The organism is Olsenella profusa F0195, from assembly GCF_000468755.1.
Lineage (GTDB): Bacteria > Actinomycetota > Coriobacteriia > Coriobacteriales > Atopobiaceae > Olsenella_F > Olsenella_F profusa.
In genome coordinates this window covers 1-22,705 of record NZ_AWEZ01000067.1, presented here as the reverse complement: position 1 = coordinate 22,705, position 22,705 = coordinate 1, and the positions used below count along the sequence as shown (strand labels likewise).

Sequence of the window (22,705 nt, the reverse complement as noted above, 5' to 3'; positions counted from 1 at the left end):
GAGATCGAAAGCATGAGCAGAAGTCTCAAGAAGGGTCCGTTCGTGGAGACTCGCCTCCTTGCGCGCGTCACTGCCATGAACGAGTCCGGCAAGAAGGAGGTCATCAAGACCTGGTCGCGTGCCTCCACCATCTTCCCCGAGATGGTGGGTCACACGATTGCCGTCCACGATGGTCGCAAACACGTACCCGTGTACATCACCGAGTCCATGGTCGGCCACAAGCTGGGTGAGTTCTCCCAGACCCGCACCTTCCGTGGCCACAAGCAGGATTAGGGGGCACTGAGACATGGCAGACAACACCTCCTCCAACGAGGTGAGGGCCGTCGCGAGGTACGTGCGCATGGCTCCCCGCAAGGTTCGCATGGTCGTGGACATGGTTCGTGGCAAGGGCGTCGAACAGGCGCTCGAGGCGCTACAGTTCTCCACGCGTGCCGCCGCCGAGCCCGTGGCCAAGGCCATCAACTCCGCTGTCGCGAACGCCGAGAACAACAACGGCCTGCGCGGCAGGAACCTGGTCATCAAGCGCGCCTCTGTCGACGAGGGTCCCACGCTCAAGCGCATCCGTCCGCGCGCCAAGGGTTCCGCCTCGCGCATCAACAAGCGCACGAGCCACATCACCATCGTCGTCGCACCTGGAAAGGAGGCGTAGGGAAAGCATGGGTCAGAAGGTACAGCCTACCGGTTTCCGCCTCGGTGTCACCGAGCAGTGGCGTTCCCGTTGGTACGCCGATAAGAAGAACTATGCCAAGACGCTCGGTTCCGACCTCGAGATTCGCACGTTCCTTGAGAGGCGCCTCGCTTCCGCCGCGCTCTCCCGCGTCGAGATCGACCGCGCCGGCGACAAGCTCAGGATCACCATCTACACCGCCCGTCCGGGCATCGTGATCGGCAAGAAGGGCGCCGAGATCGACGTCCTGCGCTCCCAACTCGAGAAGCTCACCGGCGTGGAGAAGGGCCATGTGAACGTGGACGTCATCGAGGTCAAGCGCCCCGAGATCGACGCCCAGCTCGTCGCCAGGTCGATCGCCGAGCAGCTCGAGGGCCGTGTGGCCTTCCGTCGCGCCATGCGCAAGGCCGTCCAGTCCGCGCGCAAGGCGGGCGCCCTCGGCATCCGCATCCAGTGCTCCGGCCGCCTCAACGGCGCCGAGATGGGCCGTCGCGAGTGGTACCGCGAGGGCCGCGTGCCCCTGCACACCCTGCGCGCCAAGATCGGCTTTGGCGAGGCAACTGCCCGCACGACCATGGGTGCCTGTGGCGTCAAGGTGTGGATCTATGTGGGCGAGCAGCTCAAGGGACAGCCTGCGCTGCATCCCGAGCTCGAGGGCTCCAGCCGTCCCCGTCGCTCCCGCAACGAGAGGAGGGGCCGCTAATGCTAGCTCCCAAGCGTGTCCTGCACCGTAAGGTGCAGCGTGGCTCCATGAAGGGCCAGGCCAAGGGCAACACCGAGCTGCACTTTGGCCAGTGGGGCATCCAGGCCCTCGAGGCCCATTGGATCAGCAACCGTCAGATCGAGGCCGCCCGTGTCGCCATGACCCGCCAGATGAAGCGTGGCGGCAAGGTATGGATCACCATCTTCCCGGACAAGCCCGTCTCCAAGAAGCCCGCCGAGACCCGCATGGGCAAGGGCAAGGGTAACCCCGAGGAGTGGGTGGCCGTCGTCAAGCCCGGTCGCGTCATGTTCGAGATTGGCGAGATCGACGAGGCGACTGCCAGGGAGGCCCTGCGCCTGGCGCAGCACAAGCTTCCCATCAAGACCAAGATCATTACCCGCGCCGATCAGGACGTGGAGGCAAAGTAGATGAAGTACAGGGACGTCCAGGAGCTCTCCGACGAGGAGCTCGCCCAGAAGCTCGAGGATGGTCGCGCGGAGCTCTTCAACCTCCGTTTCCAGATGGCAACCAGCCAACTGGACAACACCGCACGCGTGACCATCGTCAAGCGTGACATCGCCCGCGTCCAGACCGAGATGCGTGCTCGTCAGATTGCAGCGGAGCAGTCCGCTGCTGAGAAGTAGCAGGAGAGATGAGAAATGGCAGAAACCGAAGGCAGGAACGCACGTCATGTTCGCACCGGTGAGGTCATCTCACTTTCCGGCGACAAGACCGTCACGGTGCAGGTCACGTACCGCAAGCATCACCCCAAGTACGGTAAGATGATGACCGTACGCAAGAAGCTCCACTGCCATGACGAGAGGAACGAGTGTGGCCTCGGCGACACCGTGCGCGTCATGGAGACCCGTCCCCTCTCCAAGACCAAGCGTTGGCGTGTCGAGGAGATCGTGGAGCGCGCCAAGTAACGACCCATCCATGCCCTCCCATAACGTGCGGCGCTCGCGTGGCCGCACCTCTTTGGGGGAGAGAGTTCGAAGGAAACCGCAATGATTCAGATGGAGACCATGCTCAACGTCGCTGATAACAGCGGCGCCAAGCGTGTGAAGTGCATCAAGGTCCTTGGTGGCTCCAAGCGCCGCTACGCTGGCCTGGGCGACGTCGTCATGGCGGCCGTACAGGAGGCGACTCCCGGCGGTGGCGTCAAGAGGGGCGAGATCGTCCGTTGCGTGATCGTGCGCACCGTCAAGGAGCAGCGCCGCAAGGATGGCAGCTACATCCGCTTCGACCAGAACGCCTGCGTGCTGGTCAACAAGGACGGCGAGCCCAAGGGCACGCGCATCTTCGGGCCCGTGGCCCGCGAGCTGCGCGATCGCAAGTACATGAAGATCGTCTCGCTCGCACCCGAGACGCTGTAGGGGAGTGAGCAGCATGCCTAAGATGAAGATCAAGAAGGGCGACCAGGTGGAGGTCCTCTCCGGCAAGGACAAGGGCAAGCGCGGCGAGGTCGTGCGCGCCATCCCGACCGCGGGCAAGGTCGTCGTCCGTGGCGTCGCCATGGTCAAGAAGGCCCAGAAGCCCACGCAGATGGGCGAGCAGGGTGGCATCGTCGAGAGGGAGGCCGCCATCGACGTGTCCAACGTCGCGCTGATCGACCCCAAGACCGACATGCCCACCCGCGTTGGCTATCGCTTCGACGAGAACGGCACCAAGGTTCGCTACGCCAAGAGGTCCGGCGAGGAAGTCTAGCTCCTGATCCCATAGGCGAACGTTCTGGGTGCCCCGGCTGAGACCGGGGCACCCTTTTGTGTTCTTGAGGGAACGAACTGGCCCCAAGTGCGTGCCGACATCGAGACGTAAGGCGGCCCCATCGGGAAATCGGGAGCCATCTGCCGCCTTCACGAATCTCAGCAAATCCCAATCCTGGGCTTTTGCCATCCGTGGACACCGCTGACGCGTCATGAACACACAACCGAGCACGCACTTGGGGCCATTTCGCTCCTCTGCCGCCATCGTATGGCTAAACATCACATCATGAGCGCTCGAACCCGAGCTCCTTTCGGAGACGCATCTGATGCGCCAGAGACTCCGCCGTGTCCCGCTTGAGCCTTCTCCTTAGCTTTCGGGCGACGGCACGCGCGACGGCGTCAAGTGCCTCGCGATCATGCACCGTGGTGTCGACCAGGGGATACACCTGCCAACCCGATGCACTGAGGGCCGAGAGCCTCGTCTCGTCGCGCTTGCGACGTCGCTCGACCTCACGCATAGTTCGCTTGACGTCGTTGTGCGTCATCCATGTGCCGCGCATGCTGATGCCATGCGCGGCCGTGCTGTCGTACTCAATGGACACATGAGACTGGGGCCAGCTGAGGTCACCCGCAATGGCGGGGAGCCCCATCAGCACCTCGCCTTGAGGCGAGAGCCTTATGGACGCGTTCAGGCTGGCGAGCGGCAGACCGTACCCTCCCCACCTTCGGGGGAGGCAGAGGAGCAGGGTAATCTTGGCCTCCATGGGGGAGGCGGCATAGGGTGCGACAAATGGGAGCACGCAACGCAGCAGTGGACTTCCCGGGGCACCCGGATGACGATCGAGCATGTGCGCGATGAGACGCGGCTGTGTGAGGGGTGCCTTTCTGCCCTTGAACCCCGCGCCAGTATCCCGTGTCGTCTCATCCAGGCTGTAAAGGCCGCAGAGTTCTGTTGCCAGAAGCGCAACCTTGGCTTGGGTGGCTCCGCGCGCTAGATGAAGGAGGGTGAGTTCGGGGCTGCAGACGAGCACGCCATCCGTGAGGACGTAGAGGTCCCTGCCGGAAAGCTTCCTCGTGCACAGGTGCGCCTTGATGTCAGGCACGTCGGTGCGTCCAGACCGAGAGGGGCAGAGCACATGTGTGATGCCATCGACCTCGATCGCGTGGCGCAGGTGGTGTAGCTCTCCCAGGGCACAACGGCACGCGCCTGCGGTGAGGGACGCTTGCTTCCCGGGCCATGCACGGGGGCTTAACTGGTACTGAGGATCAGGCTCTCGCTGATGTCGCTGCCAAAAGCCACAGGTGGCCCGTGCCCCGCCTGCGCGTCGGTCGATCCTCTGCCCAGCACCCAACACGGGGCTGAAGATCCCATCACATGCGTGTACGTCAATGCCCCGCGGCTCTTCGGCGGTCGAGCGCCACAGGGCAAGCGCACTCTCATGTGAGACGACAATCATGGGCACCCCCCGGCTCATCTGGCAGAGTACAAAGACCATAGGGGATGCATGGAGGGGAAAGCCCTACTCGCTCAGTGGTTCCTTGAGCGGCACCTTAAAGAAAGGTGGATTGCTGCACGTGTCTGACAGGAGGTGTATGGTTCTTTCCCGGATTGATCGACGCGCAGTTATAGCCTAGAGTGAGCGATTGGGAGCGAAATGGCCCCAAGTGCGTGCTGCATAGCGGGTGTTGGGTCCCTAGAAGGTGCAGATCGGTGCGCTCAGCTGGGCCAAAGCGTTGTTTTTGCAACGAAAGAAGATTTCCTTTCCCTATGTGGGCTCGCTGGATGCTCTCCTGGCGGGGATGGGACGCGAGGCCAGCACGCACTTGGGGCCATTTCGCTCCCCGCACCGCCAGAGTACGGATCCCTGCCTGTCGCCAGGGGCTGCAGGCATGGGAAGGGCGGGGCGCGATGGGGGCTCATCAGGGCCGACAGGGCTGGCAATTGTGGATTTGCCACGGGGAGGGTGGATGCAGGCCATGCCCGCTGGCAATCGCTTTCCCAAACGCGTACCATTACAATCCGTATGACTGGGTGGGGACGATTCTGTCTCGACCAGGTCAGGCACATATGGCTCCTGGCATGCCAGGCCAGGAGGTGCGAGGGTAACCGAACAGTGGCCAACCCCGTGCTTAAGACCCCAAGAGTCAAGGAGTGTCACATGGCAGAAGAGAAGTACGTCCCGCGCCTCAAGGAGCGCTATGTCGCCACCGTGCGTGACGAGCTCCAGAAGAAGTTCGCGTACACGAACGTCAACCAGGTTCCCAAGTTCGAGAAGATCGTCGTGAACATGGGCGTCGGCGAGGCGGCCACCGATTCCAAGGCCATCGACGGCGCCATTGCCGACCTGCGCGCCATCACCGGCCAGCAGCCCCTGGTCACCCGCGCCCGCAAGTCCATCGCTACCTTCCATCTGCGTGCGGGCATGCCCATCGGCGCCAAGGTCACGCTCCGTGGCGACCGCATGTGGGAGTTCCTCGACCGTCTCATCGCCATCGCCATCCCGCGCATCCGCGACTTTCGTGGCATCAGCCCCAAGTCGTTCGATGGCCGCGGCAACCTCTCCATGGGCGTCACCGAGCAGCTGATCTTCCCGGAGGTCGACTACGACAAGGTCGACCACACCCGTGGCATGGACATCACCATCGTCACCACCGCCAACACCAACGAGGAGGGCAAGGCGCTGCTTGAGGCCTTCCACTTCCCGTTCAAGCAGGACTAACCAAACGTGCAAGTTGCCCCGGGGAGCCGGGGCCTCTTCCTGAAGGAGGATTTGTGGCTAAGACATCGATGATCGTCAAGGCGTCGCGTGAGCCGAAGTACTCTACGCGCAAGCAGAGCCGTTGCCAGCGCTGTGGGCGTCCCCACTCCGTGTATCGCAAGTTCGGCCTGTGCCGCGTGTGCTTCCGCGAACTCGCGAGCAAGGGCGAGCTTCCCGGCGTCCGCAAGGCAAGCTGGTAGGTCGGGGCTCTCGCGTGCAGGCACACCCGCCAGGGGCCCGTGTGAACCGCACGCGCTGGTTCATCACTAACGAAGGAGACAGAATCAATGAAGGTCACTGATCCCATCGCAGACATGCTGACGCGCATCCGCAACGCAAACTCCGCCGGCAAGCCCGAGGTCTCCATGCCCTCGAGCAAGGTGCTGGTCGAGGTCGCCCGCGTCATCTGCGAGGAGGGCTATGTCGAGTCCTATGAGGTGGAGGACACCAAGCCCCAGAAGACGCTGCATGTCACCCTCAAGTACGGTAGGAAGCACGCCCGCATCATCCGCGGCATCAAGCGCATCTCCAAGTGCGGCCTGCGCATCTACTCCTCCGCCGAGGGCCTTCCTCGCGTGCTGGGTGGTCTGGGCACTGCCGTCATCTCCACCTCCAAGGGCATGATGTGCGACCGCGATGCTCGCAAGCTGGGCATCGGCGGCGAGGTCGTCTGCTACATCTGGTAAGGATTGACAGGAAGTAAGGAGGAGACAATGTCTCGTATTGGTAAGAAGCCTGTCACGGTCCCTGCCGGTGTGACCGTGACCATCGACGGCGGCCACGTGAGCGTCAAGGGCTCCAAGGGCGAGCTCGAGCGCACGTTCTCCGACCTCGTGACCATCAGGCAGGAGGGCGAGGAGATCTGCGTGGTCCGCAACGACGAGACCACCGAGTCCAACGCCCAGCAGGGCCTCACGCGCACGCTCATCAACAACATGGTGCTCGGCGTCTCCGAGGGCTTCGAGAAGAAGCTCGAGCTCGCGGGCGTCGGCTACCGTGTCGCGCTCAAGGGCAGGGACCTCGACCTCTTGCTGGGCTACTCGCACCCCGTCGCGTACGCCTGCCCCGACAACATCACCTTCGAGGTGCCCGACAACACCCACATCACGGTGAAGGGCATCTCCAAGGAGCAGGTGGGTCAGGTGGCCGCCGAGGTGCGCGCCAAGAGGCCGCCCGAGCCGTACAAGGGCAAGGGCATCCACTACGAGGGCGAGCACATCCGCAGGAAGCTCGGCAAGGCCGCCAAGTAAGCCTCACCAGCCCAGAGGAAAGACCATCACCCCGTCAGGTGATGGCGTAGCTAAGGAGAACGAATGAACAAGTACCAGGCAAAGAAGGCGGGTCTCGAGCGTCGCAAGCGTCGCGTCCGCGCCAAGGTCTTTGGCACCGCCAAGCGCCCCCGCCTCACCGTGCATCGCACCAACGCGCATATCTATGCTCAGGTCGTCAATGACGTGACCAGCGAGACCATCTGCTCCGCCTCCACGCTGAGCCCCGAGTTCCGTGCCACGGGCAAGATCGGCTCCAACAAGGAGGCCGCCGAGTTCGTCGGCAAGCTCATCGGCGAGCGCGCCCTGAAGTCTGGCGTGAGCAAGGTCACCTTCGACCGCGGTGGCCGCATCTACCACGGCCGTGTGAAGGCTCTCGCAGACGGTGCCCGTGCAGCGGGCCTGAAGTTCTAGGAGGATTTGAATGCCACGTGATCGCAAGCGCCAGAATGACTCCGATCTTCAGGAGCGCGTAGTCTACATCCACCGTGTGTCCAAGACCGTCAAGGGTGGCCGCCGCATGAGCCTGCTCGCCCTCGTGGTCGTGGGCGACGGCAAGGGTAACGTTGGCATCGGCATGGGCAAGTCCGCCGAGGTGCCCCTGGCCATCCAGAAGGCCGCCGACGACGCCAAGAAGAGCATGTTCAAGGTGCCCCTCACCGAGGGTGGGTCCATCCCCCACGCCGTCGAGGGCCACTACGGTGCGGGCCGCGTCCTGATCAAGCCCGCCATCGAGGGTACCGGCGTCATTGCCGGCGGTCCGGTCCGTCCCCTGTTCGAGCTTGCGGGCATCACCAACGTGCTGTCCAAGTCCCTCGGCACGGACAACGCCCTCAACAGCATCAAGGCTGCCGCCGAGGGCCTCGAGTCCCTCACCAGTCCCGAGGAGGCCGCCGACCGTCGTGGCCTCACCGTCTCCGAGATGTTCAACGGGAAGGAGGCGTAAGGCATGGCAGACAAGAAGAAGCTTACCGTCAGGCTCGTGCGCAGCGCCGTTGCCTCCGTCAAGGAGGACCAGACTCGCACCTGCCGCGCCATGGGACTTCGCAGGATCGGCGACGTCTCCGTGCTGCCCGACAACCCGAGCGTTCGTGGAATGATCTTCAAGGTCAAGCACCTTGTTGAGGTAGAAGAGAACTAGGAGTCACCCACATGCAGCTCAATGATCTTCGTCCCGCAGAGGGCGCGCGGAAGGCCCGCAAGCGCATTGGCCGTGGCACCTCCTCCGGCTACGGCACCACGGCCGGGCGGGGCACCAAGGGTCAGCTCTCCCGCACCGGTGGCGGCAAGGGCGCCGGCTTCGAGGGTGGCCAGCAGCCGCTCGCCATGCGTCTGCCCAAGCTCCCCGGCTTCAAGAACCGCAACCGCGTGGCGTTCGCGCCCGTCAACGTCGCCCGTCTCGAGGGCCTCTACGAGGATGGCGAGATCGTCGATGCCGAGTCTCTCAGGGCCAAGGGCGTCATCAAGCATGACTACATCCCCGTAAAGGTCCTGGGCGACGGCGATCTCTCCAAGAGGCTCACCGTCAAGGTCGACAAGGTCTCCGCTTCGGCCAAGGCCAAGATCGAAGCCGTCGGCGGAAAGGTCGAAGAGGCGTGCTAAGGGGAATCGCTAACGCCTTCAGGGTTCCTGAGCTCAGGAAGAAGCTCCTCATCACGGTGGGGATCCTCCTCCTGTACCGACTGGGCGCCTACATTCCCGCACCGGGCATCCCCTTTAGGCAGTGGATCGAGGCGGGCCAGGCCATCACGTCACAGGGCGGCGCGCTCGCGGTGCTCAACCTGTACTCGGGTGGCAGCCTCGCCCGCGTCTCCGTGTTCAGCCTGGGCATCATGCCCTACATCACGGCGCAGATCATCCTCCAGATGATGCAGGCGGTCGTGCCGTCCCTCGGCGAGCTTGCCAAGGAGGGCGAGGCCGGCCAGAACCGGATCACGCAGTACACGCGCTATCTCACGATCGCGCTGGCATTCATCAGCGCCATCGGCTACCTGTTCCTGTTCAAGAGCCAGGGCATCAACTTCTCCGCCATGCCGGGCGTCCCCGAGATGCTCGAGAACGTCATCGTGGTGGTGGTGCTGCTCACGGGTGGCATCATCATCATGTGGCTGGGCGAGGTGCTCACCCAGTACGGCATCGGAAACGGCATGTCGCTCATTATCTTCGTGAACATCATGGCCGGCCTTGGCCCCACGCTCGCGCAGACGTGGAACACCTCCGACATGGGCTCGCTCATCACCATCGTGACGCTGTTCGTCATCATGCTGATCATCCCGTTCATCGTGCGCATCGAGCGTGGCCAGCGCCGCATCCCGGTACAGTACGCCAAGCGCGTCGTCGGTCGCCGCATGATGGGCGGGCAGTCCACCTACCTGCCCGTCAAGGTCAACACGGCCGGCGTCGTGCCCATCATCTTCGCCTCCGCTCTGCTGTACCTGCCCGCCCAGCTCGCCGTCTTCTTCCCCAACGTGGGATGGGTGCAGACGGTCGCCAACGCGCTGGCCTCCGGCTGGCTCAACTGGGTGCTCTCGGTGCTGTTCATCGTCTTCTTCGCGTACTTCTACACCTCCATGGTGTTCAATCCCGACGAGACGTCCGACCAGCTCCGCAAGGACGGCGGCTTCATCCCCGGCGTTCGTCCCGGCAGCGCCACCGCGTCCTACATCAAGGGTGTGCTCGACCACATCACGCTCCCCGGGGCCCTCTTCATGGCAGCCCTTGCCGTGATTCCGTCGATCCTGTTCTCCCTCACGGGCAACCAGCTCCTGCAGGCCTTCGGTGGCACCTCGGTGCTCATCATGGTCGGCGTGGCGATGGATACCATCTCCCAGCTGGAGTCTCAGCTCAAGATGCACAATTACGAGGGATTCTTCAAGTAGGTTCCGCATCGTGCGGCGGAAGTCTCAGGGGTCGGGCCTTCGGGCCGGGCCCCTTCCCATACAGGGACCCCACCCGCTGTGCGGGTAATGTGCCCCTAGGGGAGCGAAAGGGCCCCAAGTGCGTGCTCGGTTGCGTGCCCACGGCGCGTTGGCGACACCCGCGAGCGACGAAAGCCCAGGATCGAGGTCCGCGAGGGCGCTGGGTTGCCCCCGACTCCCCGACGAATCCACCCTGCGCCTCGATGTCGGCACGCACTTGGGGCCCTTTCGCTCCCATGCCGCCATCGCGTGGCTCTAACGTGGCTCTGATATACCGTCACGGATGCCCGAGCCGGGTCCCTGGAGGCCCACCCGGCGCACAGGGGTGGGAACTGTGTGCGCCGAGGACCCCTCTCTGCCGGAAACCCGTGCCAGAACGAGGACGAGGCGTGTAGACTTGACTCATGCACACGTTGGTCAGAGGGACGAAGACACCACTCGAGAGAGAGGAAAGCATGAACATCGTTCTCCTAGGCGCCCCGGGCGCTGGTAAGGGTACGCAGGCACAGCGGCTCGTCGCCGAGTACGGTCTTGCGCACATCTCAACGGGCGACCTGCTCCGTGCCGCCGTCAAGGCGCAGAGCAAGCTGGGCAAGGAGGCCAAGGGCTACATGGACGCGGGTAGGCTCGTGCCCGATAAGCTCGTGATCAACCTCGTGAAGGAGCGCCTGCAGGAGGACGATGCCAAGAGGGGCTTCATCCTTGATGGCTTCCCGCGCAACAGCCAGCAGGCCGTCGTGCTCGACTCCGAGCTCAAGGACATGGGCATCGACCTCGACGTCGCGCTGCTCGTGGATGTCAGGCCCGAGGTCATCATCAATCGTCTGAGCTCACGTCGTACCTGCCGCGAGTGTGGCTACACCGCCCAAGCGGGCGTGGATGCGTGTCCCCGCTGCGGCGGCGAAATGTACCAGCGTGACGATGACAAACCCGAGACGATCGCCCAGCGCCTGGAGACCTACGGGAATAAGACGGCACCCCTCGTGGAGTACTACGCCGGTCACGGCATCCTGAAGCAGGTCGACGGCGATCGCGACGTGAACGAGGTCTACGCGGACGTCAAGTCCCTGCTGGGCCTATGATTCACATCAGGACAGAGGCCGAGATCGAGCAGATGGGGGCTGCGGGGTCGCTCGCCAAGCAGGCTCTGCGCCGGGCGGGCAGCCTCGTGCGTCCGGGTGTCTCCACCAAGGAGATAGATCGGGCGGTCGAGCTCTTCATCCGCGAGTGTGGGGCAAGGCCCACGTTCAAGGGCTACGATGGCTTTCCGGGAAGCATCTGCACCTCCACCAACGAGCAGATCGTGCATGGCATCCCCTCGCCCACCGTCACGCTTTCGGAGGGCGACATCATCTCCATCGACGCGGGTGCCACGTATGGTGGCTGGGTGGGTGACAATGCCTGGACGTTCTATGTGGGCGCCGTCTCCACCACCGTGCAAGGGCTGTGCGATGTCGCGCGTGATTGCCTCAAGGCGGGCATCGAGCAGGCGCTTCCCGGCAACCATCTCGGCGACATCGGCCATGCGGTGCAGTCGCTTGCCGAGGAGAACGGCTATGGCGTGGTGCGCGAGTACGTGGGCCACGGTGTCGGCCATGCCATGCACGAGGATCCCAACGTCCCCAACTATGGCAAGCGGGGCCGCGGAGTCAAGCTGCAGGTGGGGATGGTCATTGCCATCGAGCCCATGATCACGCTTGGCGCCTATGACAATCACACGCTGCCCAATGGGTGGACGGTGGTCACGGATGACGACATGCCGGCGGCTCACTTCGAGAACACCGTTGCCATCACCGAGGACGGCCCCCTCATCCTTACGGCGGACGAGCTTGGCCCGTGGTGTGCGATGCAGGGTGGCTCCGATGCGGAGGGGGCGGACGATGCCCAGGCGGAGGGCGCGTCGGAAGGGGAGGCGCCCGAGGGCCAGGACGCTCCCCCAGAGTCCGCGGACGCCCCTGAGAGCTGATGACACACCCTCCCTCTTCGCAGGAAATGTGTAGTTCCGTGCGGGGGAGGGATGAATATGTGTGGTTTTCTGTATGATATGGAATTGCTGTGGCTCGCGACAGAAAGTAGGTAAGGTGGCAAAGCAAGACGGCATCGAGCTCGAGGGTAAGGTTATCGAACCCCTTCCCAATGCAATGTTCAACGTCGAGCTCGAAAACGGCAAGACCATCCTGTGCACCATCTCTGGCAAGATTCGCATGAACTACATTCGAATCCTTCCCGGCGACAGGGTCGTCGTCGAGATTTCCCCCTACGACCTCACGAGGGGTCGCATCACCTATCGCTACAAGTAGCGATGGCAGCATCGACGTTCACGCCTGCGGCTGGGCGACAAGATAAGGTAGGCCAGCTCCACCTGGCTCTACCGGTAGCACGACGGTTCGTATGAGAACTACCGGAAGGAAGCATGATGAAGGTACGTCCTTCGGTTAAGAAGATGTGCGACAAGTGCAAGATCATTCGTCGCCATGGCAAGGTGTACGTGATCTGCGAAAACCCCCGCCACAAGCAGCGTCAGGGCTAAGAGAGGAGCTCGAAGTTGGCACGTATCAACGGTGTCGACCTCCCGCGCGACAAGCGCACCGAGGTCGGTCTTACCTATCTGTATGGCATCGGCGCAACCAGCGCCAAGCGAATCTGCGCCGAGTGCGGCGTGAACCCCGACACCCGCGTCAAGGACCTGACCGAGGATGAGGTCACCAAGATCCGCGACTGCATCGGCGCTCACTTCACCACGGAGGGCGACCTCCGCCGCGAGGTGCGTCAGAACACCGCCCGCCTGATGGAGATCGGCTGCTACCGCGGCCTCCGTCACCGCAAGGGCCTCCCCGTCCATGGCCAGCGCACCCACACCAACGCTCGCACCCGCAAGGGCAAGAAGCGTCAGATCGGTGCCAGGAAGAGGGGCTAGGGAGCAGAGCATGCCTAAGAAGAACCAGCAGCACACGCGCGTCCGCCGCGCCGAGCGCAAGAACATCGCCGTGGGCCAGGCCCACATCAAGAGCACGTTCAACAACACCATCATCTCCATCACCGACCCCGCGGGCAACGTCATCGCCTGGCAGTCGGGCGGCACCGTGGGCTTCAAGGGCTCCCGCAAGTCCACCCCATTCGCGGCCCAGGTCGCAGCCGAGGCGTGCGCCAAGGCGGCCATGGAGCACGGCCTGCACAAGGTCGCCGTGTTCGTGAAGGGCCCCGGTTCCGGCCGCGAGACCGCCATCCGCTCGCTCCAGGCCGCCGGCCTCGAGGTCTCGGGCATTCAGGACAAGACCCCCATTCCGCACAACGGTTGCCGTCCGTGCAAGCGTCGTCGCGTGTAGCAAGGAAGGACAGAACACATGGCAGTTGATAGGACCCCTGTCCTCAAGAGGTGCCGCCAGCTCGGGATCGATCCGATCGCGATGGGCATCAACAAGAAGTCCAACCGTCAGCCTCGCCGTCGCCGCCGTCAGGAGAGTGAGTACGGCGCCCAGCTGCGCGAGAAGCAGAAGGCCAAGTTCATCTATGGCGTCCTCGAGAAGCAGTTCCGTGGCTACTACGACAAGGCCATGAAGACCGAGGGCATCACCGGTGACAACCTGATGAGCCTGCTCGAGAGCCGTCTCGACAACGTGGTCTTCCGCCTCGGCTTTGCCCGCACCCGCAAGGAGGCCCGTCAGACCGTGCGCCATGGTCACATCAACGTGAACGGCAAGCGCGTCGACATCCCCTCCTACCAGGTGAAGGCCGCAGACGTCGTATCTGTGGCCCCCAAGGCCAAGGATCTGCTCCCCATCAAGGAGGCCATCGTCTCCTCCGAGCACATGGCCGTTCCCGCATGGCTCGAGGTTGACATCGAAAGGCTCCAGGGCACCGTGCTTCAGACTCCTGTCCGCGACCAGATCGATCTCGAGATCGATGCCCAGCTCATCGTCGAGCTTTACTCCAAGTAACGCGAACAGGTAGGAGGATTTCATGTCAGAATTCATCCGCCCACAGGTTTCCGTTGAGGAGGTCAGCGAGAACGTGGCGCGCATCTCCGCCGAGCCGCTCGAGCGCGGCTATGGCGATACGTTGGGTAATTCCCTGCGTCGCGTGCTGTTGTCCTCCCTCGAGGGCGCTGCGGTCGAGGCCATCCAGATCGATGGCGTTCAGCACGAGTTCACGACCGTCGAGGGCGTCTACGAGGATGTCACCGACATCGTGCTCAACGTGAAGGGCCTCGTGTTCCGCAGCGTGGGCACGGGTAGCGAGGCGACCGCCTCCATCTCGATCGATGGTCCCTGCACCGTCACGGGTGGGGACTTCAAGGTTCCTGCCGAGTTCGAGCTCGTCAATGCCGACCATGTGATCTGCACGCTGGGCGAGGGTGCCCACCTCTCCATGCAGATGCGCATCGGGTGCGGCCGCGGCTACGTCTCCGGTGCCGACAACGAGCGCGACAGCGACCCCATCGGCATCATCCATGTGGACTCGCTCTACTCTCCCGTGCATCGGTGCGCCAAGAGCGTCGAGCCCTGCCGCGTCGGCCAGCACACCGATTACGACCGTCTCGTGCTTGAGGTGGAGACGAACGGCTCCCTGAGCCCGCGCGATGCCGTCGTCGAGGCCGCGAACATCATCAATCAGCACATGAGTGCCTTCATGAGCGTCTCCGTGGAGGAGGAGCCCCAGGAGGACGTCTCGATCTTCGCCGAGGGCGGGGAGGAGGACAACACCGAGCTTGACAAGCAGATCGAGGATCTGGATCTCTCCGTCCGCTCCTACAACTGCCTCAAGCGCGCCGGCATCCACTCCGTGCGCCAGCTGGTCGATTTCTCCGAGAACGACCTGCTCAACATCCGCAACTTTGGCGTCAAGTCCATCGAGGAAGTCAAGGACAAGCTCGAGGAGATGGGCCTTGGTCTCAAGGCCTAGGGTTCGTCGCTCGTTTGAATGAGGAGTAACCAGACCATGAGACACAACAAGAAGAGGGGTATGAAGCTCGGCACCGATGCCAGCCATACCAGGGCGATGAAGAGGGGCCTCGTTGCGGCCCTCTTTGCCAACGATCGCATCAAGACCCTCGAGCCGCGCGCCAAGGCCATTCGTTCCGACGTGGACCGCGTGGTCACGTGGGCCAAGAGGGGCGACCTGCACGCTCGTCGCCTCGCCATCAGGCTGGTGGGCGACAAGGAGCTCGTGCGCGAGGTCTTCGACCGTGCCGCACAGGGCCAGTGGGCCGACCGCAATGGCGGCTATACGCGTATCATGAGGCTCGGCCCCCGCAAAGGTGACGCCGCCGAGGTCGTCATCATCGAGCTCGTGACCGAGTCCGTCAGGAAGGCCGGCAAGGCTGGCTCGTCCAGCGTCAAGAAGGTCGAGAAGGTCAAAGAAGTAGAGAAGGTCGAGGAGTCCGCAGAGGACGCCGAGTAGCCATCTTAACCACTGTTGGTATGCGAGGGGTTCGCTCTGCGGGCCCCTCTCTGCATATCGTCACGCTTTCATCGCAACGGAAGGTGGTGTCGCATGGGTGACGTGAGAGTGCGTATGGCGCAGCCGGAGGATGCAGGGCAACTGGTGGACATCTATGCGTTCTACGTGCGCAAGACTGCCGTCTGCTACGACACGGTCGTTCCGTCCGTGGACGAGTGTGCCGAGTGCATGGCACGCATCCTGAGGCACTATCCCTACCTGGTCGCACAGGACGGCGCGACGGGCACCCTGCTGGGATATGCGCACACGGGGCGCCTCAACTGGCGCGCGGGCTACGACTGGTCTGCGGAGACGACCATCTACCTGCGTCCGGACACGCGCGGCAGGGGCGTGGGACGCAGGCTGTACGACGCGCTCGAGGGCGTGTCGCAGGCACAGGGCATCCTCAGCCTCAACGCCTGCGTCGCCTGCACGCAGCGGGAGGACGAGTACCTCACCAACGCCAGCCCACGCTTCCATGAGCGCATGGGCTTCCGTCGCGTGGGCGTCTTCCACCAGTGCGCCTGCAAGTTTGGCCGCTGGTACGACATGGTGTGGATGGAGAAGATGATCGGCGAGCACCGGGCAGACCCTGCCGCGGTGCGTCCTGCGGCGGCGCTCGCCCCCTCGGAGCTCGCCGCAGCGGGGCTCTGGATGGGGGAGGGCGCCTGATGGGCAGGGGAGAGGTCCGGGGTGCCACGATGGTGATGCATCTGGGCTATCGTGGCGCGGGCTTCTCGGGCTGGGCCGAGCAGCCGGGACGGCGCACGGTGGCCGGCGAGCTGCGCGAGGCGCTGACGACCGTGCTCAGGCGCCCCATCGAGATGGAGGTGGCCGGACGTACCGATGCGGGGGTGCATGCCCTCGGTCAGCATGCGAGCGTTCCCATCACGGTTGAGGAGGCCACGTTGCCCGGTCGGCGCCTGCGCTCGTCAATCGTGGCGTTGATGCCGGATGACCTCGCCCTACGGGGGCTGTACCAGGCTCCTCGGGGGTTCTCGGCGCGCCTTGACGCCCAGGGGCGCCACTATTGCTATCGTCTGGTGTGTGGGATGGCGCGGCCCGTGATGGCATGGGGCCATGCCTGGTGGATCCGCGGCATCGAGCGTCTGGACGTTGGTGCCATGGCGTGCGCCGCGCAGGCCCTCGTGGGCGAGCACGACTTCACGTCGTTCTGCAAGGCGACGTCCGCGGAGCTCTTGATCCGCGGTGGCCGCTCGCGCTGCCGCAACCTGACGTCCATCGAGGTGGCACAGGTATGCGAGGCGGGCGAGGAGCTGGTCGTCGTGGACGTGCGTGGCAACGCCTTTCTGCACAACATGGTGCGCATCATCGTGGGCAGCCTCGTGGAGGTGGGTCGCGGGCAGCGGGACGCCCGGTGGCTGGCGGATGCCCTGGCCGCGCGCGACCGCAGGGCCGCCGGCCCCACGGCACCGGCAGAGGGCCTCACGCTTGTGGGCGTGGACTATCCGTCCGGCCTGCTCACGCCCTGGAGGTGAGCCACCTGGCCCGCCGCGGGCCCTACACGACCAGGCACCATGGTGATGCCTGCCACCATTCTGTGATTTTATCGGGGGTTCCCGCATGACCATAGGGCGTACACACCGCACGCATGGTTTCATGTGATAATTCAAGCATATGGGCGTTTGATATGGAACATATGGGTTTGGAGACGTGAGATGGGCCCCAAACATCCCGAGATCACAATCATCATGCCTGCCTACAACGTGGATGGGTACGTGCGTCGCGCCATCGAGAGCATCCAGCATCAGACGTTCGAGGACTTCGAGCTGTTGGTCGTGGACGATGGCTCCACCGACCGCACGGGCAAGGTGCTCGACGCCATCGCCGAGCGCGACATCCGTGTGACCGTGTTCCATCAGGAGAATGCCGGTGCCCCCGCGGCTCGCAACCGTGCGCTCGACCGTGCCCGTGGCACGTATGTGATGTTCTTTGACGCGGATGACTGGGCTGAGCCCACCATGCTCGACGACCTGCATGCCCTGGCCATCGCCAATCGCCTTGAGCTCGTGGTGGCAGGCTTCTTCATCGATACGTACTATGGCGATGCCGACCAACATACCAGCGAGCTCAAGAGCTGTGACGATGCCGTCTACGGCACGCAGGCGGAGTTCCGTGCGGCCGCCTGGCGGCTCTTTGACGCCAACCAGCTCTATCCGCCTTGGAGCAAGCTCTTCCTGCGCGAGCGCATCGAGCGGCTAGGCATCCGCTTCAGGCCGACGTTCTGGGATGACTTCCCCTTCGTGCTCGACTACATACGCGACGTGGAGCGGGTCGGCGTCATCTCGCGTGGCCACTACCACTTCGTCCGCCAGCGCAGCGAGAGCGAGACGGCGCGCTGGCGACCGAACATGTACCAGAAGCGCGAGGAGGAACACAGCTGGATGCTTGACCTCTATCGGCACTGGGGCCTGGACGGTGACGTGGCGAGCATGGAGATGGTGCAGCGTCGCTACATCGAGCGTCTGGTGGGATGCATCGAGAACGTATGCAACCCCAAGTGCGAGCTCACGCGCGAGCAGAAGCTGCACGAGATCAAACGCATGATCTCCAGCGAGCGCGCCTGCCTCGCCGTTCAGGTGGCACGTCCGCACTCGTGGATGATGAACCTCATGCTGGCGCCCATCAGGGCGCAGAACCCCCTGCTCTGCTACCACGAGGGGACGCTCATCTCGTTCGTGAGGCGTCACAGCACCAGGGTCTTTGCCACGCTCAAGGCCAACCGATAGGCGTCGCTGGGCCTTGCGGTGACGCTCCTGCGGCGTGCGGGTGGCCTTGGGCGGCAGGCGTGCTAGGCCCTGACGCCATAGCGCGCGTAGTAGGCATCGATGGCGTCCTTGAGCGCGTCATCGATCACCACCCGCCCCTTGACCTCATGGTTGTGGAGCGCCTCCACGACCTCGTCCATGCTCACGATGGAGGCGACGGGGAAGCCGTAGCGCTCCTGGATCTCCTGCTGCGCGGTGACCTTTCCGCCCTTGCCCACCTCCCTGCGGTCGAGCGAGACCATGAGGCCCACGACCTCGACGTCTGCCGCGCCCTTGAGCTTGGGGTAGGTCTCATCGATGGACTTGCCGGAGGTGGTCACGTCCTCCACGATGACCACGCGGTCGCCGTCGTGGGGCTCGGTGCCCAGGAGCTGGCCCCTGTCGGCCCCGTGGTCCTTGGCCTCCTTGCGATCCGCGCAGTAGCGGACGTCCCTGCCGTAGAGCTCATGGTAGGCGATGGCCGTGACAACGGCCAGGGGGATGCCCTTGTAGGCGGGACCAAAGACCACGTCAAAGTCATCGCCGAAGCTCTCATGGATGGCCTGGGCATAGAAGCGGCCCAGACGGCCGAGCTGGCTGCCCGTCACGTAGGCGCCGGCGTTCATGAAGAAGGGGGACTGGCGGCCGCTCTTGAGCGTGAAGCTGCCAAACCTGAGCACATCGCTTGTGACCATGAACTCGATGAACGCGCGCCTGTAGTCCTGCATGGGGTTCCTCCGTGTGTATGGGCGGGTGGGTGCCTCGTCCATTGTACCGTGGCGTCTCGGACGGGCGGGACAGATGGTCCCGTACCACCCCTCCCGTGCCGTCCCGTAGCCAGATGTGCGTCGTTGCGACAAAAAAGGGGCAAAGGCGCCTAGAGGTGTCGCCATCGTACGCATCTGGCTACGGGACGGCATGCAGGCATGCCCCACGCAAGCAACGCGGCCCGGAACCTGCCTGATTCCGGGCCGCACCTGTGCGGATGGTGTGTCGCGTGCCGACTACTGCCCAAGCAGCACCTTGGTCATGTCCGCTGCCGCCTTCTTGCCGGCGCCCATGGCCAGGATGACGGTCGCGGCACCGGTGACGATGTCGCCGCCCGCCCAGATCCTGGGGTTGCTCGTGCGGCCCGTCTCCTCGTTGGCGACGATGTAGCCCCACTTGTTGAGCTCCATGCCACCGATCTTTCGGGCAAAGGGGTTGGCGTTGGTGCCGATGGCCGAGATGGCCACGTCGCAGGAGATCTCCTCGATGGCACCCTCGATGGGGACGGGGCGGCGGCGACCGGAGTCGTCCGGCTCGCCCAGCTCCATCCGCTGCACGCGCACGCCGCAGACGTTGCCATCCTCGCCCTTGAGGAACTCGAGGGGAGAGACCAGCGGCATGACCTCCACGCCCTCGGCCTTGGCGTGGTGGAGCTCCGCCTTACGGGCGGGCATCTCCGCCTCGGTGCGGCGATAGGCGATGATGGCGCGGTCGGCTCCCAGGCGCTTGGCCGTGCGTACGGCATCCATGGCAACGTTGCCGCCACCAAAGACGATGACCTGCCTGCCATGTTTGGTGGGTGTGTCGAACTTTGGGAACTCGTTGGCCCTCATGAGGTTGACGCGCGTGAGGTACTCGTTGGCAAAGTACACGTTGGGCAGGTTCTCGCCGGGGATGTTGAGGAACTTGGGGAGGCCGGCCCCGGTGGCCACATAGAGCGCATCGAAGCCCTTCTCGCCCAGGAGCTCCTCGGCGTCCGCCAGGTTGCCCATGACGCTGTTGTACTCGAATGTGACGCCCAGCTCCCTGAGGCCGTCGATCTCGTGCTTGACGACCGCCTTGGGCAGACGGAACTCGGGAATGCCGTAGACCAGCACGCCGCCGCCGGTGAAGAACGACTCGTACACGGTGACGTCAAAGCCGTTGCGGGCCAGCTCGCCGGCGCAGGTGATGCCGGACGGGCCGGAGCCGATGACGGCGACCCTCTTGCCGTTCCTAGGCGCCATCTCGGGTGTGGAGGCGAGCTCGGGTTGGTCGCCCAGGAAGCGCTCAAGCTGGCCGATGGCCACGGGCTCGCCCCGGCGGCCACGGATGCAGACGCCCTCGCACTGGTTCTCCTGCGGGCAGACGCGGCCGCAGATGGCGGGCAGCATGGACTGCTCGTGGATGACGTCGAGGCCCTCGCCGAACTTGCGCTCGTAGATCTTCTCGATGAAGGAGGGGATGTCGATGTTCACGGGGCAGCCCTCGACGCACAGGGGCTTCTTGCATCTCATGCAGCGCGCGGCCTCCGCGATGGCCATCTCCTCGGTGAAGCCCTTGTCCACCGGACGGAAGTCGTGGGCACGTTCCTCGGCGGGCTCCTCGTTGTCTGCGGTGCGCGGCGCCTTCATGTCCGCGACCCAGCGACCGTTTACCTCCGGCATGCGCACATCGCCTCCTCGTAGGCCTCGAGGGCCTGGCCCTCCTCGGTAAGGTATGCAGCCTGACGTGCGCGCAGGTCGTCCCAGTCGACCTTCGTGGCGTCAAAGTCGGGACCATCGACGCAGGCGAACTTGGTCTTGCCGCCCACCTCCACGCGACAGCAGCCGCACATGCCCGTGCCATCGACCATGATGGGGTTGAGCGAGGCGGTGATGGGGGTCTCGTACTTCTCGGCGGTGAGGGTCGAGAACTTCATCATGGGAACGGGCCCCACGCAGAAGATGTGGTCGACCTTGCCCTCCTGGAGCAGGCGCTCCAGCGGTGCGGTGACCACGCCTTTCTCGCCGTAGGAGCCGTCGTCCGTGGTGATGTGCACGTGGTCGTCATCGAACACGGAGCGGAACTGGTCCTCCAACAGCAGTAGGTCCTTGGTGCGGGCGCCCATGATGGCGTGCACCTCGTTGCCCGAGGCCGCAAACTGGCGGGCGACGGGGTAGGCGATGGCCAGCCCGACGCCGCCGCCGATGACGGCCCACGTGCCGGGCGCCATCTCGGTGGGCTGGCCCAGAGGCCCCGTGACGTCCTGCAGGGAGTCTCCCACCTCGTAGCTCGCAAGCATCGTGGTGGTCTTGCCGATCACCATGAAGATGAACTCGACCCAGCCCTCCTCGGCGTTCCAGTCCGCGAACGTGAAGGGCACGCGCTCGCCCGTCTCGTTGGCGCGCACCATGAGGAACTGGCCGGCATGGGCATGCCTGGCCAACTCCGGTGCTTCGATGCGAAACTTGAACACCTTCTCGGAGAACTGCGTCTTCTCGAGGATTTTGTACATCTATGTGCTCCTCTCCGAACACACTGCGTGTCCTGCGACAGCAGGACACCCTCTCCAAACACTGCTCACTAGTGTAGTTCATGAGCACTGGCATGCCAGCGTGCAAACGGGCCAAAAGTGCATCCGGCGTCCGGGGTGTCCCGCTAGGCCTGTCGGGGGAGGCCCCGCTCGAGGATGGAGATGCAGACGTCCGCCGCGGACTCGCAGGTGAGTTCGAAGTCCGTGAGGAAGTTGCCCTCGAGCTGCCGCAGGGCGAAGTCCGCCACGCTCATCCTGCCGGGCGGACGCCCCGTGCCCACGCGCACGCGGGCGAAGTCGCGTGTGCCCAGCTTGTTGGCGATGGACCTGAGCCCGTTGTGGGCGTTGAGGCCACCGCCCAGCTTGACGGAGACCGTGCCCGCCGAGAGGTCGACCTCGTCGTGGACGACGAGGATCTGAGTGGGGGCGAGGCCCAGCTCGCGCATGAGCTTGGAGAGGGGACCACCGCTCGTGTTCATGTAGCCCTGCGGCTTGGCGAGCACCACCTCGCGCAGCGTCCCGTCCGATCCCTTGTGGCGCAGGCGGCAGGTGAGACAGCCCACCTCGCGCCTCCAGTAGGAGACGTGCTCGCGCCGGGCGATGGCATCGATGGTGAGGAACCCGGCGTTGTGCCGCGTGTGCTCGTAGTCGGCCCCAGGGTTGCCCAGGCCACAGATGAGGCGGATGTCCGTTGGTGTGGTGTCCGTGCGCTGAGGCATCGCTTGCTCCCTCAATGTGGCTTGCTGCCGCTTGGCCGTGGTCCGCAGCGTCCGCCTTGTGACCTCGCGCGCCATTGTACCAAGGTGACGGGCGCCCTCCGGTCGTGCTCGGTTTCCCACCCATCGTGCTAGGTTTTTTGGTCGATATTGTCTCGCATGCGGACTCAAGTCAGCACGCGAGGCAGTTTTGGCGAGAAAACCTCGCACGACGGGAGGGAACCTCGCACGAAGGGAGGGGAGCCTCGCACGACCGGATCGGGTGGCGTCCGCCCCGAGTTTGGCAGCTAGCTAGCTAACCTTCTTCTACAAATGCCCAGTTCAACGGCCCTTCAGGGCCTTCCTTTTGTCGATTGAATATGACATCATACGTTGTGTAACGTTGATATTATGTTATAATAAGAAACAGCGTCCCCGCAGGTCAGGAACAGAATCTTGTTCGTACGCAAGCAGAAGCGCAAGGACGGGCGCGTGTACCTGTCGGTCGTCCAGGGATACC

Annotated in this window: 34 protein-coding genes; 29 read left to right on the top strand and 5 right to left on the bottom strand. The window is 64.1% G+C overall.

The window, feature by feature from the left end; translation table 11 throughout:
- The first annotated feature begins 12 nt into the window (after positions 1-12).
- The 8 genes from rpsS (at position 13) to rplX (ending at position 3,077) form a co-directional block, all read left to right on the top strand.
- A complete protein-coding gene (rpsS, locus tag HMPREF1316_RS10905; RefSeq protein WP_021727052.1) occupies positions 13-273 on the top strand; it encodes a 30S ribosomal protein S19 in 261 nt (86 codons plus the stop codon).
- A gap of 13 nt (positions 274-286) precedes the next feature.
- Entirely contained in the window at positions 287-649 is a 363-nt protein-coding gene (gene rplV, locus HMPREF1316_RS10900; protein WP_021727050.1) for a 50S ribosomal protein L22, read from the top strand.
- 7 nt (positions 650-656) lie between these two features.
- Positions 657-1,370 (top strand): 30S ribosomal protein S3, encoded by a 714-nt coding sequence (gene rpsC, locus HMPREF1316_RS10895; RefSeq protein ID WP_021727105.1) that lies wholly within the window; start codon positions 657-659, stop codon positions 1,368-1,370.
- A complete protein-coding gene (gene rplP, locus HMPREF1316_RS10890) occupies positions 1,370-1,798 on the top strand; it encodes a 50S ribosomal protein L16 (RefSeq protein WP_021727150.1) in 429 nt (142 codons plus the stop codon). The genes rpsC and rplP overlap by 1 nt, the downstream gene beginning before the upstream one ends.
- Positions 1,799-2,014, top strand: coding sequence for a 50S ribosomal protein L29 (rpmC, locus tag HMPREF1316_RS10885; protein WP_021727132.1), 216 nt, complete (start codon positions 1,799-1,801; stop codon positions 2,012-2,014).
- Positions 2,015-2,029: 15 nt separating this feature from the next.
- Positions 2,030-2,296 carry a 30S ribosomal protein S17 gene (gene rpsQ / locus HMPREF1316_RS10880; RefSeq protein WP_021727119.1) on the top strand — a complete coding sequence of 89 codons (267 nt, stop codon included), beginning with the start codon at positions 2,030-2,032 and terminating at the stop codon, positions 2,294-2,296.
- An 81-nt stretch (positions 2,297-2,377) separates the two neighbouring features.
- Complete coding sequence (gene rplN, locus HMPREF1316_RS10875) at positions 2,378-2,746, top strand: 50S ribosomal protein L14 (RefSeq protein WP_021727158.1); 369 nt, start codon at positions 2,378-2,380, stop codon at positions 2,744-2,746.
- Between the two features lie 13 nt (positions 2,747-2,759).
- Positions 2,760-3,077, top strand: a complete 318-nt coding sequence (gene rplX / locus HMPREF1316_RS10870) for a 50S ribosomal protein L24 (protein ID WP_021727076.1) — start codon at positions 2,760-2,762, stop codon at positions 3,075-3,077.
- Positions 3,078-3,360: 283 nt separating this feature from the next.
- Here rplX and HMPREF1316_RS10865 read toward each other — a convergent pair whose 3' ends face one another.
- Positions 3,361-4,179 carry a hypothetical protein gene (locus tag HMPREF1316_RS10865; protein ID WP_156901064.1) on the bottom strand — a complete coding sequence of 273 codons (819 nt, stop codon included), beginning with the start codon at positions 4,177-4,179 and terminating at the stop codon, positions 3,361-3,363.
- 1,056 nt (positions 4,180-5,235) lie between these two features.
- On the opposite strand from HMPREF1316_RS10865, the gene rplE reads away from it, so the two are divergent.
- The 21 genes from rplE to HMPREF1316_RS10755 all read left to right on the top strand — a co-directional run bounded on the left by rplE (position 5,236) and on the right by HMPREF1316_RS10755 (position 18,210).
- Entirely contained in the window at positions 5,236-5,796 is a 561-nt protein-coding gene (rplE, locus tag HMPREF1316_RS10855) for a 50S ribosomal protein L5 (RefSeq protein WP_021727139.1), read from the top strand.
- A 53-nt stretch (positions 5,797-5,849) separates the two neighbouring features.
- A complete protein-coding gene (locus HMPREF1316_RS10850; RefSeq protein WP_021727074.1) occupies positions 5,850-6,035 on the top strand; it encodes a type Z 30S ribosomal protein S14 in 186 nt (61 codons plus the stop codon).
- Positions 6,036-6,122: 87 nt separating this feature from the next.
- Entirely contained in the window at positions 6,123-6,521 is a 399-nt protein-coding gene (rpsH, locus tag HMPREF1316_RS10845; RefSeq protein ID WP_021727072.1) for a 30S ribosomal protein S8, read from the top strand.
- A gap of 27 nt (positions 6,522-6,548) precedes the next feature.
- Positions 6,549-7,085: a 50S ribosomal protein L6 gene (rplF, locus tag HMPREF1316_RS10840; protein ID WP_021727090.1), complete on the top strand. Its 537-nt coding sequence runs from the start codon at positions 6,549-6,551 to the stop codon at positions 7,083-7,085.
- Positions 7,086-7,148: 63 nt separating this feature from the next.
- Positions 7,149-7,517 carry a 50S ribosomal protein L18 gene (gene rplR, locus HMPREF1316_RS10835; RefSeq protein WP_021727053.1) on the top strand — a complete coding sequence of 123 codons (369 nt, stop codon included), beginning with the start codon at positions 7,149-7,151 and terminating at the stop codon, positions 7,515-7,517.
- 10 nt (positions 7,518-7,527) lie between these two features.
- Complete coding sequence (rpsE, locus tag HMPREF1316_RS10830; RefSeq protein WP_021727153.1) at positions 7,528-8,049, top strand: 30S ribosomal protein S5; 522 nt, start codon at positions 7,528-7,530, stop codon at positions 8,047-8,049.
- Between the two features lie 3 nt (positions 8,050-8,052).
- Positions 8,053-8,244, top strand: coding sequence for a 50S ribosomal protein L30 (rpmD, locus tag HMPREF1316_RS10825; RefSeq protein WP_021727131.1), 192 nt, complete (start codon positions 8,053-8,055; stop codon positions 8,242-8,244).
- Positions 8,245-8,255: 11 nt separating this feature from the next.
- A complete protein-coding gene (rplO, locus tag HMPREF1316_RS10820) occupies positions 8,256-8,705 on the top strand; it encodes a 50S ribosomal protein L15 (RefSeq protein WP_021727162.1) in 450 nt (149 codons plus the stop codon).
- Entirely contained in the window at positions 8,699-9,982 is a 1,284-nt protein-coding gene (gene secY, locus HMPREF1316_RS10815) for a preprotein translocase subunit SecY (RefSeq protein WP_021727146.1), read from the top strand. The genes rplO and secY overlap by 7 nt, the downstream gene beginning before the upstream one ends.
- A 494-nt stretch (positions 9,983-10,476) precedes the next feature.
- Positions 10,477-11,103, top strand: coding sequence for an adenylate kinase (locus HMPREF1316_RS10810; protein ID WP_021727129.1), 627 nt, complete (start codon positions 10,477-10,479; stop codon positions 11,101-11,103).
- Complete coding sequence (gene map, locus HMPREF1316_RS10805; RefSeq protein ID WP_021727117.1) at positions 11,100-11,987, top strand: type I methionyl aminopeptidase; 888 nt, start codon at positions 11,100-11,102, stop codon at positions 11,985-11,987. The genes HMPREF1316_RS10810 and map overlap by 4 nt, the downstream gene beginning before the upstream one ends.
- 115 nt (positions 11,988-12,102) lie before the next feature.
- Positions 12,103-12,321, top strand: a complete 219-nt coding sequence (gene infA / locus HMPREF1316_RS10800) for a translation initiation factor IF-1 (RefSeq protein ID WP_040652360.1) — start codon at positions 12,103-12,105, stop codon at positions 12,319-12,321.
- Between the two features lie 116 nt (positions 12,322-12,437).
- Entirely contained in the window at positions 12,438-12,551 is a 114-nt protein-coding gene (gene rpmJ / locus HMPREF1316_RS10795; RefSeq protein ID WP_013252436.1) for a 50S ribosomal protein L36, read from the top strand.
- 15 nt (positions 12,552-12,566) lie between these two features.
- Positions 12,567-12,938 (top strand): 30S ribosomal protein S13, encoded by a 372-nt coding sequence (gene rpsM, locus HMPREF1316_RS10790; protein WP_021727133.1) that lies wholly within the window; start codon positions 12,567-12,569, stop codon positions 12,936-12,938.
- Between the two features lie 10 nt (positions 12,939-12,948).
- Positions 12,949-13,347, top strand: coding sequence for a 30S ribosomal protein S11 (rpsK, locus tag HMPREF1316_RS10785; protein ID WP_021727048.1), 399 nt, complete (start codon positions 12,949-12,951; stop codon positions 13,345-13,347).
- An 18-nt stretch (positions 13,348-13,365) separates the two neighbouring features.
- Complete coding sequence (rpsD, locus tag HMPREF1316_RS10780) at positions 13,366-13,959, top strand: 30S ribosomal protein S4 (RefSeq protein WP_021727049.1); 594 nt, start codon at positions 13,366-13,368, stop codon at positions 13,957-13,959.
- A 22-nt stretch (positions 13,960-13,981) separates the two neighbouring features.
- The gene (locus HMPREF1316_RS10775) at positions 13,982-14,923 is read left to right on the top strand and encodes a DNA-directed RNA polymerase subunit alpha (protein ID WP_021727058.1); all 942 of its coding nucleotides are present in this window, start codon (positions 13,982-13,984) and stop codon (positions 14,921-14,923) included.
- 36 nt (positions 14,924-14,959) lie between these two features.
- On the top strand, positions 14,960-15,421 hold the full coding sequence (gene rplQ, locus HMPREF1316_RS10770) for a 50S ribosomal protein L17 (RefSeq protein WP_021727078.1): 462 nt from the start codon (positions 14,960-14,962) through the stop codon (positions 15,419-15,421).
- Between the two features lie 93 nt (positions 15,422-15,514).
- Entirely contained in the window at positions 15,515-16,132 is a 618-nt protein-coding gene (locus HMPREF1316_RS10765) for a GNAT family N-acetyltransferase (protein ID WP_021727069.1), read from the top strand.
- Complete coding sequence (gene truA, locus HMPREF1316_RS10760; RefSeq protein WP_021727068.1) at positions 16,132-16,959, top strand: tRNA pseudouridine(38-40) synthase TruA; 828 nt, start codon at positions 16,132-16,134, stop codon at positions 16,957-16,959. The genes HMPREF1316_RS10765 and truA overlap by 1 nt, the downstream gene beginning before the upstream one ends.
- Positions 16,960-17,139: 180 nt before the next feature.
- A complete protein-coding gene (locus tag HMPREF1316_RS10755; protein ID WP_021727080.1) occupies positions 17,140-18,210 on the top strand; it encodes a glycosyltransferase family 2 protein in 1,071 nt (356 codons plus the stop codon).
- Between the two features lie 62 nt (positions 18,211-18,272).
- Here HMPREF1316_RS10755 and pyrE read toward each other — a convergent pair whose 3' ends face one another.
- From pyrE to pth, 4 genes are all read right to left on the bottom strand, one after another.
- On the bottom strand, positions 18,273-18,956 hold the full coding sequence (pyrE, locus tag HMPREF1316_RS10750) for an orotate phosphoribosyltransferase (RefSeq protein WP_021727089.1): 684 nt from the start codon (positions 18,954-18,956) through the stop codon (positions 18,273-18,275).
- A gap of 276 nt (positions 18,957-19,232) precedes the next feature.
- Entirely contained in the window at positions 19,233-20,642 is a 1,410-nt protein-coding gene (gltA, locus tag HMPREF1316_RS10745; protein WP_040652391.1) for an NADPH-dependent glutamate synthase, read from the bottom strand.
- On the bottom strand, positions 20,630-21,472 hold the full coding sequence (locus HMPREF1316_RS10740; protein ID WP_021727156.1) for a sulfide/dihydroorotate dehydrogenase-like FAD/NAD-binding protein: 843 nt from the start codon (positions 21,470-21,472) through the stop codon (positions 20,630-20,632). Before HMPREF1316_RS10740 ends, gltA begins: the two co-directional genes overlap by 13 nt.
- A gap of 143 nt (positions 21,473-21,615) precedes the next feature.
- Positions 21,616-22,209: an aminoacyl-tRNA hydrolase gene (gene pth, locus HMPREF1316_RS10735; RefSeq protein WP_021727134.1), complete on the bottom strand. Its 594-nt coding sequence runs from the start codon at positions 22,207-22,209 to the stop codon at positions 21,616-21,618.
- Positions 22,210-22,705: the final 496 nt, after the last annotated feature.

What these genes read in the sequence shown, in the direction of transcription:
- rplP (WP_021727150.1), top strand. Translation starts at nt 1,370, where the DNA reads ATGCTAGCTCCCAAGCGTGTCCTGCACCGTAAGGTGCAGCGTGGCTCC.
- rpmD (WP_021727131.1), top strand. Translation starts at nt 8,053, where the DNA reads ATGGCAGACAAGAAGAAGCTTACCGTCAGGCTCGTGCGCAGCGCCGTT.
- rplE (WP_021727139.1), top strand. Translation starts at nt 5,236, where the DNA reads ATGGCAGAAGAGAAGTACGTCCCGCGCCTCAAGGAGCGCTATGTCGCC.
- rpsS (WP_021727052.1), top strand. Translation starts at nt 13, where the DNA reads ATGAGCAGAAGTCTCAAGAAGGGTCCGTTCGTGGAGACTCGCCTCCTT.
- rplX (WP_021727076.1), top strand. Translation starts at nt 2,760, where the DNA reads ATGCCTAAGATGAAGATCAAGAAGGGCGACCAGGTGGAGGTCCTCTCC.
- rplF (WP_021727090.1), top strand. Translation starts at nt 6,549, where the DNA reads ATGTCTCGTATTGGTAAGAAGCCTGTCACGGTCCCTGCCGGTGTGACC.
- rplV (WP_021727050.1), top strand. Translation starts at nt 287, where the DNA reads ATGGCAGACAACACCTCCTCCAACGAGGTGAGGGCCGTCGCGAGGTAC.
- rpsD (WP_021727049.1), top strand. Translation starts at nt 13,366, where the DNA reads ATGGCAGTTGATAGGACCCCTGTCCTCAAGAGGTGCCGCCAGCTCGGG.
- HMPREF1316_RS10775 (WP_021727058.1), top strand. Translation starts at nt 13,982, where the DNA reads ATGTCAGAATTCATCCGCCCACAGGTTTCCGTTGAGGAGGTCAGCGAG.
- rplN (WP_021727158.1), top strand. Translation starts at nt 2,378, where the DNA reads ATGATTCAGATGGAGACCATGCTCAACGTCGCTGATAACAGCGGCGCC.
- rplQ (WP_021727078.1), top strand. Translation starts at nt 14,960, where the DNA reads ATGAGACACAACAAGAAGAGGGGTATGAAGCTCGGCACCGATGCCAGC.
- HMPREF1316_RS10810 (WP_021727129.1), top strand. Translation starts at nt 10,477, where the DNA reads ATGAACATCGTTCTCCTAGGCGCCCCGGGCGCTGGTAAGGGTACGCAG.
- map (WP_021727117.1), top strand. Translation starts at nt 11,100, where the DNA reads ATGATTCACATCAGGACAGAGGCCGAGATCGAGCAGATGGGGGCTGCG.
- HMPREF1316_RS10755 (WP_021727080.1), top strand. Translation starts at nt 17,140, where the DNA reads ATGGGCCCCAAACATCCCGAGATCACAATCATCATGCCTGCCTACAAC.
- pth (WP_021727134.1), bottom strand. Translation starts at nt 22,209, where the DNA reads ATGCCTCAGCGCACGGACACCACACCAACGGACATCCGCCTCATCTGT.
- rpsC (WP_021727105.1), top strand. Translation starts at nt 657, where the DNA reads ATGGGTCAGAAGGTACAGCCTACCGGTTTCCGCCTCGGTGTCACCGAG.
- rpsE (WP_021727153.1), top strand. Translation starts at nt 7,528, where the DNA reads ATGCCACGTGATCGCAAGCGCCAGAATGACTCCGATCTTCAGGAGCGC.
- rpmJ (WP_013252436.1), top strand. Translation starts at nt 12,438, where the DNA reads ATGAAGGTACGTCCTTCGGTTAAGAAGATGTGCGACAAGTGCAAGATC.
- rpsK (WP_021727048.1), top strand. Translation starts at nt 12,949, where the DNA reads ATGCCTAAGAAGAACCAGCAGCACACGCGCGTCCGCCGCGCCGAGCGC.
- HMPREF1316_RS10740 (WP_021727156.1), bottom strand. Translation starts at nt 21,472, where the DNA reads ATGTACAAAATCCTCGAGAAGACGCAGTTCTCCGAGAAGGTGTTCAAG.
- HMPREF1316_RS10765 (WP_021727069.1), top strand. Translation starts at nt 15,515, where the DNA reads ATGGGTGACGTGAGAGTGCGTATGGCGCAGCCGGAGGATGCAGGGCAA.
- rpsH (WP_021727072.1), top strand. Translation starts at nt 6,123, where the DNA reads ATGAAGGTCACTGATCCCATCGCAGACATGCTGACGCGCATCCGCAAC.
- rpmC (WP_021727132.1), top strand. Translation starts at nt 1,799, where the DNA reads ATGAAGTACAGGGACGTCCAGGAGCTCTCCGACGAGGAGCTCGCCCAG.
- truA (WP_021727068.1), top strand. Translation starts at nt 16,132, where the DNA reads ATGGGCAGGGGAGAGGTCCGGGGTGCCACGATGGTGATGCATCTGGGC.
- rpsQ (WP_021727119.1), top strand. Translation starts at nt 2,030, where the DNA reads ATGGCAGAAACCGAAGGCAGGAACGCACGTCATGTTCGCACCGGTGAG.
- gltA (WP_040652391.1), bottom strand. Translation starts at nt 20,642, where the DNA reads ATGCCGGAGGTAAACGGTCGCTGGGTCGCGGACATGAAGGCGCCGCGC.
- pyrE (WP_021727089.1), bottom strand. Translation starts at nt 18,956, where the DNA reads ATGCAGGACTACAGGCGCGCGTTCATCGAGTTCATGGTCACAAGCGAT.
- rplO (WP_021727162.1), top strand. Translation starts at nt 8,256, where the DNA reads ATGCAGCTCAATGATCTTCGTCCCGCAGAGGGCGCGCGGAAGGCCCGC.
- rplR (WP_021727053.1), top strand. Translation starts at nt 7,149, where the DNA reads ATGAACAAGTACCAGGCAAAGAAGGCGGGTCTCGAGCGTCGCAAGCGT.